15 protein-coding genes are annotated in these 16,338 nt (G+C 74.1%); 9 read left to right on the top strand and 6 right to left on the bottom strand.

Going from position 1 to position 16,338, the window contains the following annotated elements:
- Window positions 1-12: 12 nt before the first annotated feature.
- Together O7607_RS06810 and O7607_RS06805 are read right to left on the bottom strand one after the other, a co-directional pair.
- Window positions 13-1,299: a nicotinate phosphoribosyltransferase gene (locus tag O7607_RS06810; protein ID WP_269701805.1), complete on the bottom strand. Its 1,287-nt coding sequence runs from the start codon at window positions 1,297-1,299 to the stop codon at window positions 13-15.
- A 16-nt stretch (window positions 1,300-1,315) separates the two neighbouring features.
- A complete protein-coding gene (locus tag O7607_RS06805) occupies window positions 1,316-3,988 on the bottom strand; it encodes a helix-turn-helix transcriptional regulator (protein WP_269701804.1) in 2,673 nt (890 codons plus the stop codon).
- A gap of 193 nt (window positions 3,989-4,181) precedes the next feature.
- Between O7607_RS06805 and O7607_RS06800 the strand changes: the two genes are divergently transcribed.
- The 9 genes from O7607_RS06800 (at window position 4,182) to rdgB (ending at window position 10,939) form a co-directional block, all read left to right on the top strand.
- Window positions 4,182-5,720 (top strand): hypothetical protein, encoded by a 1,539-nt coding sequence (locus O7607_RS06800; RefSeq protein WP_269701802.1) that lies wholly within the window; start codon window positions 4,182-4,184, stop codon window positions 5,718-5,720.
- 115 nt (window positions 5,721-5,835) lie between these two features.
- Window positions 5,836-6,126 carry an ATP-dependent Clp protease adapter ClpS gene (gene clpS / locus O7607_RS06795; RefSeq protein WP_018786685.1) on the top strand — a complete coding sequence of 97 codons (291 nt, stop codon included), beginning with the start codon at window positions 5,836-5,838 and terminating at the stop codon, window positions 6,124-6,126.
- Window positions 6,123-6,626: a DUF2017 domain-containing protein gene (locus O7607_RS06790; RefSeq protein ID WP_269701800.1), complete on the top strand. Its 504-nt coding sequence runs from the start codon at window positions 6,123-6,125 to the stop codon at window positions 6,624-6,626. The genes clpS and O7607_RS06790 overlap by 4 nt, the downstream gene beginning before the upstream one ends.
- A gap of 55 nt (window positions 6,627-6,681) precedes the next feature.
- Window positions 6,682-7,170 carry a M67 family metallopeptidase gene (locus tag O7607_RS06785; protein WP_269701798.1) on the top strand — a complete coding sequence of 163 codons (489 nt, stop codon included), beginning with the start codon at window positions 6,682-6,684 and terminating at the stop codon, window positions 7,168-7,170.
- A gap of 67 nt (window positions 7,171-7,237) precedes the next feature.
- Window positions 7,238-7,576: a MoaD family protein gene (locus O7607_RS06780; RefSeq protein WP_091329859.1), complete on the top strand. Its 339-nt coding sequence runs from the start codon at window positions 7,238-7,240 to the stop codon at window positions 7,574-7,576.
- A gap of 12 nt (window positions 7,577-7,588) precedes the next feature.
- Entirely contained in the window at window positions 7,589-8,554 is a 966-nt protein-coding gene (locus O7607_RS06775) for a PLP-dependent cysteine synthase family protein (protein ID WP_269701797.1), read from the top strand.
- Window positions 8,555-8,779: 225 nt separating this feature from the next.
- Window positions 8,780-9,526 carry an MBL fold metallo-hydrolase gene (locus O7607_RS06770; protein WP_269701795.1) on the top strand — a complete coding sequence of 249 codons (747 nt, stop codon included), beginning with the start codon at window positions 8,780-8,782 and terminating at the stop codon, window positions 9,524-9,526.
- 73 nt (window positions 9,527-9,599) lie between these two features.
- Window positions 9,600-10,328: a ribonuclease PH gene (gene rph, locus O7607_RS06765; protein ID WP_269701793.1), complete on the top strand. Its 729-nt coding sequence runs from the start codon at window positions 9,600-9,602 to the stop codon at window positions 10,326-10,328.
- Complete coding sequence (rdgB, locus tag O7607_RS06760) at window positions 10,325-10,939, top strand: RdgB/HAM1 family non-canonical purine NTP pyrophosphatase (protein ID WP_269701792.1); 615 nt, start codon at window positions 10,325-10,327, stop codon at window positions 10,937-10,939. Before rph ends, rdgB begins: the two co-directional genes overlap by 4 nt.
- Window positions 10,940-11,010: 71 nt before the next feature.
- On the opposite strand, the gene hutH is transcribed toward rdgB, so the two are convergent.
- The 4 genes from hutH to O7607_RS06740 are packed head-to-tail and all read right to left on the bottom strand — an operon-like array spanning window position 11,011 to window position 16,329.
- Window positions 11,011-12,549 carry a histidine ammonia-lyase gene (gene hutH / locus O7607_RS06755; protein WP_269701790.1) on the bottom strand — a complete coding sequence of 513 codons (1,539 nt, stop codon included), beginning with the start codon at window positions 12,547-12,549 and terminating at the stop codon, window positions 11,011-11,013.
- Window positions 12,546-13,751, bottom strand: a complete 1,206-nt coding sequence (gene hutI / locus O7607_RS06750) for an imidazolonepropionase (RefSeq protein WP_269701788.1) — start codon at window positions 13,749-13,751, stop codon at window positions 12,546-12,548. The genes hutH and hutI overlap by 4 nt, the downstream gene beginning before the upstream one ends.
- Entirely contained in the window at window positions 13,748-15,112 is a 1,365-nt protein-coding gene (locus O7607_RS06745; RefSeq protein WP_269706905.1) for a formimidoylglutamate deiminase, read from the bottom strand. Before O7607_RS06745 ends, hutI begins: the two co-directional genes overlap by 4 nt.
- Window positions 15,109-16,329: an allantoate amidohydrolase gene (locus tag O7607_RS06740; RefSeq protein ID WP_269701786.1), complete on the bottom strand. Its 1,221-nt coding sequence runs from the start codon at window positions 16,327-16,329 to the stop codon at window positions 15,109-15,111. The genes O7607_RS06745 and O7607_RS06740 overlap by 4 nt, the downstream gene beginning before the upstream one ends.
- Window positions 16,330-16,338 lie beyond the last annotated feature (9 nt).

Here is a 16,338-nt window from a genome sequence, read left to right as displayed (position 1 = left end):
ACGGGTTCCTCCTCAGCTCGCGGGTACGACGGTCACGGGTACGGCGGGATCCCCGGCGGAGAGCTTGAGCCCCTCCCACGGGATCGAGATCAGGCACTGGCGCAGGTGGTCCCGGGACTCCTCCAGCGAGGGCAGCGTCTCCGGCTCGCCCGACACCACGTACGAGTGCTGGAGCAGCCGGTCGTTCGGCTGCCGGTCCGGTACGCCCTGCGGCACGATGACCTCCTCGGTGGCGGTGCCGGTCGGCTTGTGCCGGCGGACCGCGACCTTCCGGCCGCCGATGGTGGCCTTGTGCTCGGAGCGCTTGACCACCGGTCGCCCCTCCACCTCGACCAGCTTGTAGACCAGGCCGGCGGTGGGCGCTCCGGAGCCGGTCACCACAGCGGTGCCGGCGCCGTACATGTCGACCGGTTCGGCGGCGAGCGCGGCGATGGCGTACTCGTCGAGGTCGCCCGAGACGATGATCTTCGTCTCGGTGGCGCCGAGCGAGTCGAGCAGTTCCCGGGACTGCTGGGCGATCACGGCGAGGTCGCCGGAGTCGATCCGGACCGCCCGCAGCTCCGGCCCGGCCACCGCGATCGCGTTGCGGATGCCCTGGGCGATGTCGTACGTGTCGACGAGCAGCGTGGTGTCCTTGCCCAGCGTGGCGACCTGGGAGGCGAACGCGGCCCGCTCGTCGTCGTGCAGGAGCGTGAAGGCGTGTGCGGCGGTGCCCGCGGTGGGGATGCCGTAGCGCTGCCCGGCGGCCAGGTTGGAGGTGAACCGGAACCCGGCCAGGTAGGCGGCCCGCGCGGCGGCGACGGCGGCCTCCTCGTGTGCCCGGCGGGAGCCCATCTCGATCAGCGCCCGGCCCCGGGCCGCGGTGACCATCCGGGCCGCCGCGGCGGCGACCGCGCAGTCGTGGTTGAGCACCGACAGCACGAGCGTCTCCAGCACCACGCACTCGGCGAACGTGCCGGACACGGTGAGGATCGGGGAGCCGGGGAAGAACAGCTCGCCCTCGGCGTAGCCGTCGATGTCGCCGGTGAACCGGTAGTCGGCCAGCCACTGCGCGGCCGGCTCGTCCACCACACCGGTACGGCGCAGGAAGTCGATCTCCGCCGGGTCGAACCGGAAGTCGCGGATCATCTCGATCAGCCGGCCGGTTCCGGCGACCACGCCGTACCGACGCCCGGCCGGCAGCCGCCGGCTGAACACCTCGAAGACGCAGCGTCGGTCGGCCGTGCCGTCACGCAGGGCCGCGCTGACCATGGTCAGCTCGTAGTGGTCGGTCAGCAGCGCGGGGCGAAGGGAGCTCACCGCCCCAGCCTAGAGTTCAGCCCGGGTCCGCGCCGTCGTGCCCCGGCATGGACCGCAGTGCGGCCCGCAACTCGCCGCGCCCGGCGACGCCGAGTTTGCTGTAGACGCGCTGGAGGTGGTTCTCCACCGTGCGCGTGGACAGGAACAGCCGTTCGGCGATGGCGCGGCTGGTCACACCGTCGGCGGCCAGCCGGGCGATCTCCCACTCCCGTTCGCTCAGCGTGGGGCGCAGCAGCCGCAGCGCCGGGGTGGAGATCTCGTCGCAGCGGCGCAGCAGATCGGCCAGGCGGTCCCGGATCGGCCCGGTGGCGCCGGCGCGGACGTGTCGCGTCCGGTGCAGCGCCAGCGCGGTCGCCTCGGCCGCGTACACGGTCAGCTCCCGGTCGGCGAAGCCGTCGGCGACGGCGAGCAGCGCCTCCGGGGAGCCGTCGACGGCGGCCCGGCCGAACCGGGCGACGAGCGGCGGCAGCACGCCGTCGACCTGCTCGGAGAGTTCGGCCAGGCGTTGCGCCACGGTGCGCCGGCCACCGTCGGTGCAGGTCGGGCCGACCGGCGCGGCGGCCTGGTCCAGCCGGACCAGGTCGAGCAGGACGAGCAGCTCGTGCCCGGCCAGGCCGTCCTCACGCAGCCGGTCGGCGAGCGCGCACAGGTGCTTGGTGGCCCCCGGCAGGTCGCCCGTGGCGGCCTGGACCGCGCCCCGGGCCTGTTCCAGCCACGGGTAGAGCACCGCCATGCCCGGCGCGTGCGTCCGGTCCGCCTCGGCCATCGCCTCGGCCGCGTGCGTCGCGTCTCCGCGCAGCGCGGCGGCCTGGGCTCGCTCGGCGTGCGCGAGGCCCGCGTACACCCGGCTGGTGGCGAGCACCGCGCACGCCTCCAGGCTGGTCCGCAGCGCGTCGTCGCCGCGCCCGCGCAGCCGCGCCGCGTACGCCTGCAGGATGGCCAGGTAGCCGGTGCCGAGCCGGAAGTCGCCGGCGCCCGCCAGGTCGGCGAACTCGTCGGCGACGATCGCGTCGATGCCGGGCAGGTCGCCGGAGAGCGTCAGCCGGGTGCCCCGGGCCAGTTCCATGGCGAGCTGGAGGTAGGGCATGTCGGCCCGCCAGCATGCCGCCTCGGCCTGCACCCGGGCGATCGCGGTGGTGCTGAGCTGGTACTGCCCCTGGGCGGCCTGGAGGTGGGCGAGCGTGCAGCGGGCCAGCTCCCGGGCGGCCATCGGGGCGGCCGGCCGGTCCAGCACCTCCTGGGCCAGCCGTACCGCGACGTCGACGTCGAGCCGGTGCAGCCGCATGATGGCCTCGAACGCGCGTACCCGGGCCCGGTCGGCCGGGTCGTCCAGCTCCTCGGCACGCGCGGCGATCTCCTCCACCGTGGACTCGCGGTTGAGCCCCCAGTAGCTGACCATGCCCCGGACGGTCAGCCACCGGCTGCGCCGCCGGTCGTCGTGGATCTCGCCGGCGACCTGGTCGAGCACGCCGATCGCCTCGTCCGGCCGGTCGCCGAACATCAGGATGGTGGCGAGCAGTTCCGCCGCGTCCGTGCCGCCGCCCGCCTCCAGCGCGGCCCGGGCCAGCCGGGTGGCCAGCGGCACGTCGTACCGGCCGAACGCCTGCACCGCCGCTTCGAGCAGCAGGCCCACGTCCTGCGCCGTACCCGAGTCGAGCCGCCACACCGCGACGCGCAGCAGGTCCTCCCGGCGGCGCTTGCCCACCTGCTCCAGCAGGCCGGCCAGGGTGGCCTGGAGGCGGCGGGTGCGGCTGACCGGGCAGCGCCGCCGCATCACCTCGCCGTAGAGCGGGTGCGCCAGGCGGACGTTGAGCCGCCGGTCGTCGTGCACCAGCGTGATGAGCCCGCGTTCCTCGGCCGTCTCCACGTCCGCCGGGTCGACCGCCCGTTCCAGCAGTTGCAGGCCCAGCGGCTCGCCGAAGGCGACCAGCTCGACGACTCCCCGGACGCCGGGGGTGAGCTGGCCGATCCGCGTGTCGATGAGTTCGGTGAGGTTGGGTGCCAGCCCCAGCCGGCCGGTCCAGGTCCAGATCCCGTACCTGCGGTTCAGCGCGTCGTCGGCAGCCAGCACCAGCTCCCGCAGCAGCAGCGGGTTGCCGGCGGAGAGCTGGAACAGCCGGTCCGAGGAACAGGCGTCGACCGGCCCACCGAGGATGGCGGCGAGCAGCCCGGTGGTCTCGCTGCGGCACAGCGGGCCCAGCTCGACCAGGTCGACGAGGTCGTCCGTCCAGAGTGCGCGGATCGGCAGCGGGACCTGTTCGCCGTTGCGCAGCGTCCCGATCACGTAGGCGTTCTCCGACCGGGCGACCAGGTGCACGAGCGCCGCCGACGGCGGATCCAGCAGGTGCGCGTCGTCGATGGCGAGCACGACGGGCCGGCCGGCGGCCTGTTCCTGGAGCACGTCCATGGCCCAGCGCAGGATGCCGGCGGGGGACAGGCCCTGCGGCTGCGAGGCGGGGAGCACCTGGACCAGCCCGCCGAACGGCAGCGCGGCGGTGGTGGCACTGGCCGCGACGGACCAGATCGCGTACCGCTCGGGGGAGAGCGCGGCCACCCCCTCGCGCAGCAGCCGGCTCTTGCCGACCCCGGCGTCGCCGCTGAGGAGCAACCCGCGCCCCTCCGGGCCGCCGACCGCCGACAACAGACGGTTGAGTTCATCCGTACGGCCGACGAACTCCCACCTACTCATCGACGCAGCATATCGACCATGTTCCGTCCGCGTGCGTACCGTCACGCAGCGAAGTTGAGTAATCTGTCCATTACCCGTGAGTACCGGACATGTTGGCTGTCGGATGGCCGACACCCGTACTCTTCCGGCAGCCCCTGCAACCAGGGGAGACCCGCGACCGATACCCCGGTCGCCCGACCGGGAGGCCCACCTGATGACACCAGGTTCGCTCCCTTCGGTCGACGTGCCCGACCCGCACAGTCAGGCCGAGCCCTCCGGATGCGCCCCGCTGCCGACCCGGCTCGGGGTGACCGAACCCCGGCCGGACGAGCCGATGGCGGTGGTCGTCGCCGGTCCGGCCGGCGCGAACCGGCGTGAGCTGATCGTCGGCCTGCTCGGGATCGAGGCCGCGACGCTCGCCGTGCCGCCGGGCAGCAACCTGCTGGTCCAGCACGCCGCCACCGCCACCCGCGCCGCGTACGTCCCGGGCTACCGCCAGCCGCACGCCTACGGCGCCGACCCGCTCGCGGCCGGCCCGGCGCTGGCCCGGCCGCCGCGCCGGGTCGAACTGAGCCTGCCCGATCCGCTGCTGCGGCACTTCGCGGTGGTCGACACGCCGGACACCGGCACGCTCGGTGTGGCCGGCGGCCGGGTGCTGCGCGACGCCGTCGGCCGGGCCGGCGCGCTGCTCTTCGTGATCTCCGCCGACCAGGCGTTCAGCGCGGCCGAGCTGCATCTGCTCGCCGAGGTGGCGCGTACCCGGGTCGAGGTGTTCTTCGCCGTCACGCCGGGCGCGACCGGCCCGGCGCCCGGCGACGCCGCCCGGATGCCGGACGTGCCGCCGTCCGGCCGGACCGGGCCCACCCGGCGGCTCGACCCGGTGTCGGTCTCCATCGAGGCGCACCGCGCGGCCCTGCTGGCCGCGGTGCCGGCGCTCACCCCGGCCCGGTGGTTCCCGGCCCGCCGCGCCGAGCTGCCGCACCTGCGCCGCGCGCTGGTGAACTGGGCCGCCGACGAGGTGCTGCGCCGCGGCAGCGCCCACCCACCGGTGCCGTCCGGCGCGCACGGCCGGGTGCCGGTGCTCGCCGGCGTCGAGCCGGGCGAACTGGCCGACCGGATCGACCGTCAGGCCCGTGCCTGCGCCCGCCGGATCCGCCAGCACCTCGCCCTGGAACTGGCGAACATCCACCTGCGGGTGGTGCAGGAGATCGTCTTCGGGGTCGGCTGCGCCGGCCTGCCGCAGATGCTCGACCGGGAGCTGGAGGCGCTGTCGCTGCTCGCCACGGCCCAGTGCGACGAGGCGGTGCGAGGGCTGGTCGACGAGGCCGCCGCCCGGGTCTTCGGCGCGCCGCTGGCCGAGGGCGTACGCCGGCGCATCACCCACGCGGTGCGCTGGGGCCTGGCCGACCACCCGGACGCCCCCGAACTGGACCGGGTGCTCCTGGTGACCAGCACGGCCGGGGTCGCCGGGCTCACCGGCGCCGGCGCCCTGGACGCGCTGGCCGGGCTGCCCGGCGCGCAGCGCGACGAGGTGCTCCCGCCGGTCGGCGTCGCCCTCAACGGCGGCTGCTGGCAGCACTGGCGGGCACCCGGCAACAACGACCCGAACGCCGCTCGCTCCTGGGCCCAGCGCGCGCTGCGCGAGGTCGAACTCGAACTGTCCCGCGAGGTGGCCCGCCGCTTCGAGGTGATCCGTCTCTCGCTCGGCTCGGTGCTCGCCGATGCTGTCGACCACGGCATCCTGCTTGCCTGACGACGCCGCCGGCACGCGGCGACCCGGGCTCGCGTACGCGGCCCGGGCGGGTGACGACGACCGCCGCGCGGTTCCGGTTCATCGGTTCCCCGGATCCGGTGGCACGATGGGGGGCATGGCGGCTCCACAGGTTGCGCCGGTCGAGACGCCGGACACCGAAGAGGTGCCGGTCTCCGACCGGCCATGGGTGACCATCGTCTGGGACGATCCGGTCAACCTGATGACGTATGTGACCTGGGTGTTCCAGAAGCTCTTCGGGTACAGCCGGGAGAAGGCGGAGCGGCTCATGCTGGACGTGCACCACAAGGGCAAGGCCGTGGTCTCCAGCGGCGCCCGGGAGCGGATGGAGCACGACGCGGCGCAGCTGCACGCGTACGGGCTGTGGGCGACGGTGGACCGCTCATGAGCATGTTCCGCCGCCGCGGCGACCACTACGTGGCCACGTTCGCCGTGGACGAGGTCCGGGTGCTGCGCAAGGTCGCCAACGAGGTGGTCGGCCTGCTGACCGACGGCTTCGACCACAGCGACCCGGTGGTCGGGCGGCTCTTCCCCGACGTCTATCCGGACGACGACGCCGGCACGGCCGAGTTCCGCCGCTACACCGAGGGCGATCTCAAGACCGGCAAGATCGACCAGGCGGGCGCCGTCCTCGCCGCGCTGCCCGACGGGGACGCCGGCGGCGAGGTGCGGCTGGACGCGGAGGCGGCCGAGGCGTGGCTGCGCGCGCTCAACGACGCCCGGCTCGCGATGGGCGTACGCCTGGAGATCAAGGACGGCACCGACCTGGGTGAGGAACTCGACGACGCGGTGGCCGCGGACCCGGGTTCGTCCCGGGTGTTCCAACTGTCGGTCTACGCCTATCTCGGATATCTCCAGGAATCCCTGCTCAACGCGCTCATCGACTGAGTGGTGACGGTTGCCACCTCGCAGTCCGGGACGACCAGGCGCTAGGCTTGGCGGCGTGCTGAGCATCGACCGGTCGATCATCGACGCGATCGTCGCCCACGCGCGTCGGGACCACCCGGACGAGGCGTGCGGCGTGGTCGCCGGCCCCGTCGGCAGTGACACCCCGACCCGGCACATCCCGATGGACAACGCCGCCCGCTCCATGACGTTCTACGAGTTCGACTCGATGGAGCAGTTGCGGGTGTGGCGCGAGATGGACGACCGCGACGAGGAACCGGTCGTCATCTACCACTCGCACACCGCGACGGAGGCCTACCCGTCGCGTACGGACGTCTCCTTCGCCGGCGAGCCGGGCGCGCACTACCTGCTCGTCTCGACCCGCGAGCCCGACACCGAGGAGATCCGCTCCTTCCGGATCATCGACGGCGTGATCACCGAGGAACCGGTGCAGATCGTGGATGCCGCCGTGGACCCGAACGCCGTCCAGTCCTACATGTTCGGGCAGAGCCCGGCGACGGTCGACTACGAGTGTTCCGACCGCTGACCATCAGCGCCGGCACCTTCCTTTTCCCGTCACCTGGCACGATCTCGAACGAGGAGCACGAGACATCATGGCTATCGAGGTTCGCATTCCCACCATCCTGCGCAGCTACACCGGCGGCGCGAAGGTCGTCGAGGGCAGCGGCGACACGCTCGCCGATCTGATCGCCGACCTGGACTCCCGGCACGGCGGCCTGAAGGCGCGCCTGGTCACCGACGCGGGCGCGCTGCACCGGTTCGTCAACGTCTACGTCAACGACGAGGACGTCCGCTTCCTCGGCGCGCTCGACGCCAAGCTCAACGACGGCGACAGCGTGACCGTCCTGCCGGCCGTGGCCGGTGGCGCGTTCGGCTTCGCGGCCGCCGCGGCGATCGCCTCGCACGCGGTCTCCACGCGCGCCGCCCGCTGAGGGGGGCCCGCGATGGCGCGGTACGACAGCCTGCTCGACGCGTGTGGCGGCACCCCGCTGGTCGGGCTGCCCCGGCTCTCGCCGACGGTTCCCGCCGGGGCGCCGCCGGTGCGGCTCTGGGCCAAGCTGGAGGACCGGAACCCGACCGGCAGCATCAAGGACCGCGCGGCGCTGTTCATGGTCCGCGCGGCCGAGGAGTCCGGCCGGCTGCGTCCCGGTGACACGATCCTGGAGCCGACGAGCGGCAACACCGGCATCTCGCTGGCCATGGTGGCGAAGCTGCGCGGCTATCGCCTGGTCTGCGTGATGCCGGAGAACGTCTCCACCGAACGGGTGCAGCTGCTCCGGATGTACGGCGCGGAGATCATCTTCTCGCCGGCGGCCGGCGGCTCGAACCAGGCGGTCGCGACCGCGAAGCAGATCTCCGCCGAGCACCCGGACTGGGTGATGCTCTACCAGTACGGCAACGAGGCGAACGCCCGGGCGCACTACGAGACGACCGGGCCGGAGCTGCTCCAGGACCTGCCGGGCATCACCCACTTCGTGGCCGGGCTGGGCACCACCGGCACGCTCATGGGCACCGGGCGCTTCCTGCGGGAGAAGGTCGAAGGCATCCAGATCGTGGCGGCCGAGCCGCGCTACGGCGAGCTGGTCTACGGCCTGCGCAACATCGACGAGGGCTACGTGCCCGAGCTGTACGACGCCGGGGTGCTGTCCCGCCGCTTCTCCGTGGGCACCCGGGACGCGGTGCTGCGTACCCGTCAGCTCGTCGAGGTGGAGGGCATCTTCGCCGGGTTCTCCACCGGCGCCATCCTGCACGCCGCACTCGCGGTGGCGCACGAGGCGGTCCGCGACGGCCGCCGCGCGGACGTGGCGTTCGTGGTCTGTGACGGCGGCTGGAAATACCTTTCGACCGGCGCGTACGGCGGCACCCTCGCCGACGCGGAGGAGGCCCTGGACGGTCAGCTCTGGGCCTGACGGACCGATGGCCGGTCCGGTCGGTGGCGTGCCCGCCGGCCGGACCGCCGGTCTCGTCCGGAGCGGACGTGTATGGGTGTCACGTTGATGACAACTTCCGGCAGATGATTCTTGCTCGACCGGGGCGACGCGTAGGCTGCGCAGCGTGGCGAGCGCGTCGGTAGAGATCATCGGCGGCGCCGCCGCCGGCGCATCGACTACTCATCGTGAGATCGAGGCCACCGGATGAGACTGACCGTCCTCGGCTGCGCGGGCAGCTTCCCGGGGCCCGAATCCCCCTGCTCGGCCTATCTCATGGAAGCCGAGGGCTTCCGGCTTCTGATCGACTTCGGGGTGGGGTCGCTCTCCACGCTCCAGCGCTACGTCGGGCTGCACGCCCCCGACGCCGTCCTCCTCACCCACCTGCACTGCGACCACATGTTCGACGCCGTGTCCTACGTGGTGGTGCGCCGGTACGCGCCGGACGGTCCGTACCCGCCCCTGCCGATGTACGCCCCCTCCGGCGCGCCCGACCGGCTCGCCATGGCGTACGGGCAGGAGGAAGGCTCGGTGGAGGACGTCTACCAGTTCTACGGTCTCCAGCCGGGCACGTTTCCGATCGGCCCGTTCAGCGTCACCGTCGACCGGATGAACCACCCGGTCGAGACGTACGGGGTGCGGCTGGAGCACGGCGGCCGGGTGTTCTGCTACTCCGCCGACACCGCGCCCTGTGAGGCGCTGCTGCGCCTGGCCCAGGACGCCGACGTGTTCCTCTGCGAGGCGAGCTACATGGACGGCGTGGAGAACCCGCCGGACCTGCACCTGACCGGCCGGGAGGCCGGCGAGGCGGCCACCAAGGCGGGCGTGGGCCGGCTCCTGCTCACCCATCTCGTACCGGCCTGGGGCAGCGAGTCGCAGACGGTGGAGGCGGCGGCCGGGGCGTACGCCGGGCCGCTGGACGTGGTGCGGCCCGGCGCCTGCTACGAGATCTGAGCCCGGCGGCGGCCGGTTCTCCTCGGCGGGCACCCGCGGGCGGTGCGATCACCGCACCGCATAGGGTGCAGGCATGGCGCGACCTGACGGGCGGCGGCCCGACCAACTCCGACCGGTGACCCTGACCCGGGGCTGGAGCACCCACCCGGAGGGCTCGGTGCTCGTCGAGTTCGGCGCGACCCGGGTCCTCTGCACGGCGAGCGTCACCGAGGGCGTGCCCCGCTGGCGCAAGGGTTCCGGGCTGGGCTGGGTGACTGCCGAGTACGCGATGCTGCCCCGGGCCACGAACACCCGCTCGGACCGGGAGAGCGTCCGCGGCAAGGTCGGCGGGCGAACCCACGAGATCTCCCGGCTGATCGGCCGCAGCCTGCGCGCCTGCGTCGACCTCAAGGCGCTCGGCGAGAACTCGATCGTGTTGGACTGCGACGTGCTCCAGGCCGACGGCGGTACCCGTACCGCCGCGATCACCGGCGCGTACGTCGCGCTGCACGACGCGGTGACCTGGCTGGCCGAGCGCAAGGCGCTGGCGGGCAAGGTGGAGAAGGTGATGCACCGCTCGGTGGCCGCGGTGAGCGTCGGGGTGATCGGCGGCGAGGCGATGCTCGACCTCTGCTACGCCGAGGACGTCACCGCCGAGGTCGACATGAACGTGGTCTGCACCGGCACCGGCGACTTCGTCGAGGTGCAGGGTACGGGCGAGGCGGGCGTCTTCGCCCGCGACCAGCTCGACGCGCTGCTCGACCTGGGCGTGGCGGGCTGCCTGGAACTGACCGACGCGCAGCGGAAGGCGCTCTCGTCATGAACAAGGTCCTGCTCGCCACCCGGAACCGGAAGAAGCTGGTCGAGCTCCAGCGGATCCTGGACGGCGCGCTCGGCGCGCACCGGATCGCCCTGCTCGGGCTCGACGACGTCGAGGAGTACCCGGAGCTGCCGGAGACCGGCCTCACCTTCGGTGAGAACGCGCTGATCAAGGCGCGGGAGGGCTGCCGGCGCACCGGCCTGCCGACCATCGCCGACGACTCCGGGCTGGCGGTGGACGCGCTCAACGGCATGCCGGGTGTGTTCAGCGCCCGCTGGTCCGGCCGGCACGGCGACGACCACGCCAACCTCCAGCTCGTGCTGGACCAGATCGGCGACGTGCCGGACGAGCACCGGGGCGCCGCGTTCGTCTGCACCGTCGCGCTGGTGCTGCCGGGCGGCAAGGAGCACCTGGTCGACGGCCGCCAGTCCGGTCGGCTGCTGCGCGCGCCGCGCGGCGACGGCGGCTTCGGCTACGACCCGATCTTTCTCGGTGACGGGCAGGAGCGGACCAACGCGGAGCTGACGCCCGAGGAGAAGGACGCGGTCAGTCACCGTGGCAAGGCGCTGCGGGAGCTGGCCAAGCTGGTCGCGAAGGTGCTCCCACCCGCCTGATCCGCCGGCCGCCCGGCCGCCTGGCCGCAGCGCCGCACGCGCGCGCGGCCGGAGCGCCCGGACCGGCCCGCTCAGCCGAGCGGGCCGATCTCCCGTTCGATCGCCGCGCGCAGCTCCGGACCGCGTACCACGTCCCGCGCCGCCTCCATCAGCGGCGCGAGGAACACGTCCGGTCCCGGCTCGCCGATGGTGCCGCCGAGCACGTCGAGCGCGGCCCGCCCGGCCGGTGACGGCGTGAGCGGCGCGCGGAGCTGGAGCCCGCGTACGGCCGCCAGCAGCTCCACCGCGAGCAGGCTGGTCAGGTTGTCCAGCACCGTGCGCAGCTTCTTGGTGGCCGCCCAGCCCATCGAGACGTGGTCCTCCTGCATGCCGCTGGTGGGCAGCGAGTCGACCGAGGCGGGCGCGGCCAGCCGGCGGTTCTCCGCCACGATCCCGGCGGCGGTGTACTGGGCGATCATCAGCCCGGAGTTCACCCCGGCGTCGGGGGACAGGAACGCGGGCAACTCCCGGGAGCGGGTGACGTCCAGCAGCCGGTCCACCCGGCGTTCCGCGATCGCGCCCACCTCGGCGGCGGCGATGGCCAGGTAGTCGGCGGCGAAGCCGAGCGGCGCGCCGTGGAAGTTGCCTGTCGACTCGACCCGCCCGTCCGGCAGCACCACCGGGTTGTCCACCACCGACAGCAGTTCCCGGCCCGCGATCACCTCGACGAAGTCGAGCGTGTCCCGGGCCGCGCCGGCCACCTGCGGCGCACACCGCATCGAGTACGCGTCCTGCACCGCGTGCGCCAGGTCGTCGCGGTGCGAGTCCATCACCGCCGAGCCCTGCAACAGCCGGTGGATGTTCGCCGCCGACGCGGCCTGGCCGGGGTGCGGGCGGATCGCGTGCAGCTCGGGCAGGAACGGCCGCTCCGAGCCGAGCATCGCCTCGATGGCGAGCGCCGCGGTCACGTCCGCCATGGCGAACAGGTGCCGGGCGTCTGCGACGGCGAGCAGCAGCATGCCGAGCATGCCGTCGGTGCCGTTGATCAGCGCCAGCCCCTCCTTGGCGGCCAGCGACACCGGCTCGAGCCCGACCCGGCGCAGCGCGTCGGCGGCCGGAATGCGGTCACCGGCCGGGCCGAGCACCCAGCCCTCGCCGAGCAGCACCAGCGCGCAGTGCGCCAGCGGCGCCAGATCGCCTGATGCGCCGAGCGAGCCGTGCTCGGGCACCCACGGGGTCACCTCGTGGTTGAGCAGGTCCACGAGCGCCTCGGCGACCAGCGGGCGTACCCCGGAGCGGCCGAGCGCCAGCGAGCGGATCCGCAGCAGCATCATGGCGCGTACCACCTCGCGCGGCATCGGCGCGCCCACCCCGGCGGCGTGCGAGCGGATCAGCGCGTGCTGGAGCTCGGCCCGCCGCTCCGGGGCCACGAACGTGTTGGCGAGCGCGCCGAAGCCGGTGGAGACGCCGTACACCGGCCGCCCGGCCGCCTCGATGCGGTCCACGATGGAGCGGCTGGTCGCCATCGCCTCGGTGGCGGCCGGGTCGAGCACGACCTTGGCGGTGCCGCGGGCCACCGCGAGCACGTCGGCGGCTGTGACGCCGGTGGACAGGATGGTCACTGTGGTCATCGCGGTACTCCGTTGTGCAGGACCTGGCGGATCAGTGGCACCCCCGGCCGGTAGGCCAGGTGCAGGTGGGACGGGGCGTCGAGGATGATCAGGTCGGCCCGCGCCCCGGGGGTCAGCCGTCCCACGTCGGTGCGGCGCAGCGCCGCCGCCCCGCCGGCGGTCGCGGCCCACACCGCCTCCGCCGGGGTCATCCCCATCTCGCGTACGGCGAGCGCGACGCAGAACGGCATCGAGGACGTGTACGACGAGCCGGGGTTGCAGTCGGTCGCCAGCGCCACCGTCACGCCCGCGTCGAGCAGTCGCCGGGCGTCCGGATAGGGCGACCGGGTGGAGAACTCCGCCCCGGGCAGCAGCGTGGCGACGGTGGCCGTGTGGTTGCCCTCGGCGCACATGCAGTCGATCCGTCGTGAGGCCAGCGCGTCGATGTCGGCGTCGGTCAGGTGGGTGCAGTGGTCGACGCTGGCCGCGCCCATCTCCACGCCGAGCCGCACGCCCGGCCCGGGACCGAGCTGGTTGGCGTGCAGCCGGACGCCCAGACCGGCGGCCTGCCCGCAGGCGAGGATCGCCCGCGCGTGGTCGGCGTCGAACGCGCCCCGCTCGCAGAACACGTCGATCCAGCGGGCGTACGGCGCGGCGGCGGCGAGCATCGGCCCGCACACCAGGCCCACGTAGTCGTCCGGGCGGTCGGCGTACTCGGCGGGGACGACGTGCGCGCCGAGGAACGTGGTGTCGTCTGTGAACTCGGCGGCGATCCGCAGCGAGCGGGCCTCGTCGGCGACGTTCAGGCCGTACCCGCTCTTGATCTCGACCGTGGTGGTGCCCTGCCGCAGCATCTCCGCGCGCAGCCGGCCCACTGTGGCGCGCAGGTCGTCGTCGGAGGCGGCGCGGGTGGCGCCGACTGTGGTGCGGATGCCGCCGCCGGTGTAGCGCTCGCCGGCCATCCGGGCGGCGAACTCGGCGGCCCGGTCCCCGGCGAAGACCAGGTGGGCGTGGCTGTCCACGAAGCCGGGCAGCACCGCCGCACCACCGGCGTCGATGCGCCGGTCGGCGGCGGGCGCGTGCCGCGCCGGGCCGGTCCAGGCCACCTCGCCGTCCTCGATCAACAGGGCGGCGTCGCGGCGGACACCCAGCGGGTCGCCGTCGCGGCCGTCGTTCGTGACCAGCTCACCGATGTGGTCGACGAGCAGGCTCCCGCGCGTCACGAGTCCTCCTTCGCGGTCACCGCTGCGATTGCGTCCCGCAGCTCGGTGGGCACGTCCACGGTGAGGTGCCGGCCGCCGTCCACCACGGGCCGGCCGTCGACCACCACGCTTGTCACGTCGGCGGCGGTGGCGGCGAAGAACGCGCCGACCGGCGGCACCCCGGCGGTGCGGGCGCCGTCCAGCCGTACCGTGACCAGGTCCGCGCGCTGCCCGACGGCGAGCCGGCCGGCGTCGCCCCAGCCCAGCGCGGCGTGCCCGCCGACGGTGGCGGCGCCGAGCAGCTCGGCCGGCGTGAAGTGCCCCCGCCGCCGGGTACGCAGCCGCTCGTCCAACTCCAGCGCGCGGGCCTCCTCGAACAGGTCCACCACGGCGTGACTGTCGCTGCCCAGGCTCAGCGGGCTGCCCGCGTCGGCCATCCGCCGCACCGGGCCGACCCCGTCGGCCAGGTCGCGTTCCGTGGTGGGGCAGACGCAGACCCGGGTACGGCTGTCGCCGAGCAGCGCCACGTCGGCGGCGGTCGGGTGGGTGGCGTGCACGGCTGTGGTGTGCGGGCCGAGGACGCCGTGGTCGGCCAGCAGCCGCGTCGGGGTGCAGCCGTGCACCGCGCGGCAGGCGTCGTTCTCGGCCGGCTGCTCGGACAGGTGCACGTGCAGCGGCAGCCCGTTGCGGTCGGCCCAGCCCGCCACCGTGGCGAGCTGCTCGGCCGGGACCGCGCGTACCGAGTGGATGGCCGCGCCGAGCCGGACGTGGTCGTCGGCCGGGCGGAACGCGTCCACCCGCGCCGCCCAGCGCAGCGCGTCACCGTCGCCGAACCGGCGTTGCGGCCCGGCCAGCGGCGCGCCGTCCACGCCCCCGGCCAGGTACGCGGTGTCCAGCAGCGTGAGCCGGATCCCGGCGTGCGCGGCGGCCTCCACGAGCGCGGCCGACATGGCGTTCGGGTCGTCGTACGGGGTGCCGCCGGGACCGTGGTGCAGGTAGTGGAACTCGCCCACGCAGGTGATTCCGGACAGCGCCATCTCGGCGTACACGGCGCGGGCCAGCGCCAGGTAGGTGTCCGGGTCGAGCCGGATCGCGACGGCGTACATCAGGCTGCGCCAGGACCAGAAGTCGCCGCGCCCGTCGTGGGTGCGCCCGCGCAGCGCCCGGTGGAACGCGTGTGAGTGCGCGTTCGCCAGGCCGGGCAGCGTCAGGCCGGGCAGCCGGACCGCGTCGCCGAGCACCTCCACCCCGGCGGTCGGCGGACCGTCCACGGTCAGCGGGGTGACAGCGGTGAGCCGCCCGTCGGTCGCCTCGATCAGCACGTCCCGGGTGGGCTCGGCGCGGTCGGGCAGCCAGGCGTACTCGGCCAGCCAGCGGGTCAGCGGCATGCCAGCTCCTCCAGCACCCGGGCCAGGGCGGCCACCCCGGCGGCGCAGTCGGCGTCGGTGGCCGCCTCGGCGGGGGAGTGCGACACCCCGGTCGGGTTGCGCACGAACAGCATCGCGGTGGGCAGGTGCGCCGCCAGCACGCCCGCGTCGTGCCCGGCGCCGGTGGGCAGCACCGGCGCGTCGAGCAGCGCGGCCAGCCGGTCGGCCAGCCCGCGGTCGAACGCGACGAGCGGGGTCGCCGACTCCTGTGTGCAGGTCAGCGCGGTGCCGTCGCGGCCGGCCCGGTCGGCGGCCTTGGTGCGTACCGCCTCGACCAGACCGTACAGCGTCTCCGCCTCGGCCGCCCGCGCGTCCAGCCAGCCGGTGACCCGGGACGGGATCGCGTTCGTGGCGTTCGGCTCGACCGACACCCGGCCCACTGTGGCGTGCGCGTCGCGCAGCCGGGCCTCCTTGTTCGCCGCCAGCACGGTGAACGCGTAGGTGAGCATCGGGTCGCGGCGGTCGGCCATCCTTGTCGTACCCGCGTGGTTTCCCTCGCCGGTGAAGTCGAACCGCCACCGGCCGTGCGGCCAGATCGCGGACGCCACAGCGACCGGCGCGTCCAGGTCGACCAGCGCGCGGCCCTGCTCGACGTGCAGTTCCACGAAGGCCGCGAAGCGGCCGAGCAGCGCCGGGTCGGCGCCCGCCGGCCGCTCGCCCAGCGCCTGCGCGAAGGTCGTCCCGGCCTGGTCGCGCAGCCCGGCCGCGCGGTCGACGTCGATCTCGCCGGTGAGCAGCCGAGACCCCAGGCAGGGTACGCCGAACCGCGCGCCCTCCTCCTCGACGAACGCGGCGACCACCACCGGCCGGTCCGGGGTGACGCCCGCGGCCCGCAGCTCGTCCACGGCGAGGAACGCGCTGACGATGCCGAGCGGCCCGTCGTACCCGCCGCCGTGCGGCACCGAGTCGAAGTGGCTGCCGGTGAGCACCGCGTCCCCGGCCCCCGGGTCGCCCCACCAGGCGAACAGGTTGCCGTTGCCGTCCTGCTGAACCGGCATCCCGCGGGCGTCGGCCTGGTTGTGGAACCACTCCCGCAGCCGCAGCTCCGGTTCGGTGAGCGCGTAGCGCAGGTAGCCGCTGCTGCCCTCGTCGCGCCCGATCGGCGCGATCTCGTCCCACAGCTTCCGGAACCCGTTAGGAAGGGACCCTTCACATGCAGAATGCGTTAACAAGGGGCCCTT

This window comes from Micromonospora sp. WMMA1949, assembly GCF_027460145.1.
Lineage (GTDB): Bacteria > Actinomycetota > Actinomycetes > Mycobacteriales > Micromonosporaceae > Micromonospora.
Note: the sequence above shows the minus strand (reverse complement) of the source record. Positions and strands in the feature narration are given on the sequence as shown.

Coding starts and splice junctions, on each gene's coding strand:
- O7607_RS06805 (WP_269701804.1), bottom strand. CDS start 3,988: ATGAGTAGGTGGGAGTTCGTCGGCCGTACGGATGAACTCAACCGTCTG.
- O7607_RS06800 (WP_269701802.1), top strand. CDS start 4,182: ATGACACCAGGTTCGCTCCCTTCGGTCGACGTGCCCGACCCGCACAGT.
- clpS (WP_018786685.1), top strand. CDS start 5,836: ATGGCGGCTCCACAGGTTGCGCCGGTCGAGACGCCGGACACCGAAGAG.
- O7607_RS06790 (WP_269701800.1), top strand. CDS start 6,123: ATGAGCATGTTCCGCCGCCGCGGCGACCACTACGTGGCCACGTTCGCC.
- O7607_RS06780 (WP_091329859.1), top strand. CDS start 7,238: ATGGCTATCGAGGTTCGCATTCCCACCATCCTGCGCAGCTACACCGGC.
- O7607_RS06775 (WP_269701797.1), top strand. CDS start 7,589: ATGGCGCGGTACGACAGCCTGCTCGACGCGTGTGGCGGCACCCCGCTG.
- O7607_RS06770 (WP_269701795.1), top strand. CDS start 8,780: ATGAGACTGACCGTCCTCGGCTGCGCGGGCAGCTTCCCGGGGCCCGAA.
- rph (WP_269701793.1), top strand. CDS start 9,600: ATGGCGCGACCTGACGGGCGGCGGCCCGACCAACTCCGACCGGTGACC.
- rdgB (WP_269701792.1), top strand. CDS start 10,325: ATGAACAAGGTCCTGCTCGCCACCCGGAACCGGAAGAAGCTGGTCGAG.
- hutH (WP_269701790.1), bottom strand. CDS start 12,549: ATGACCACAGTGACCATCCTGTCCACCGGCGTCACAGCCGCCGACGTG.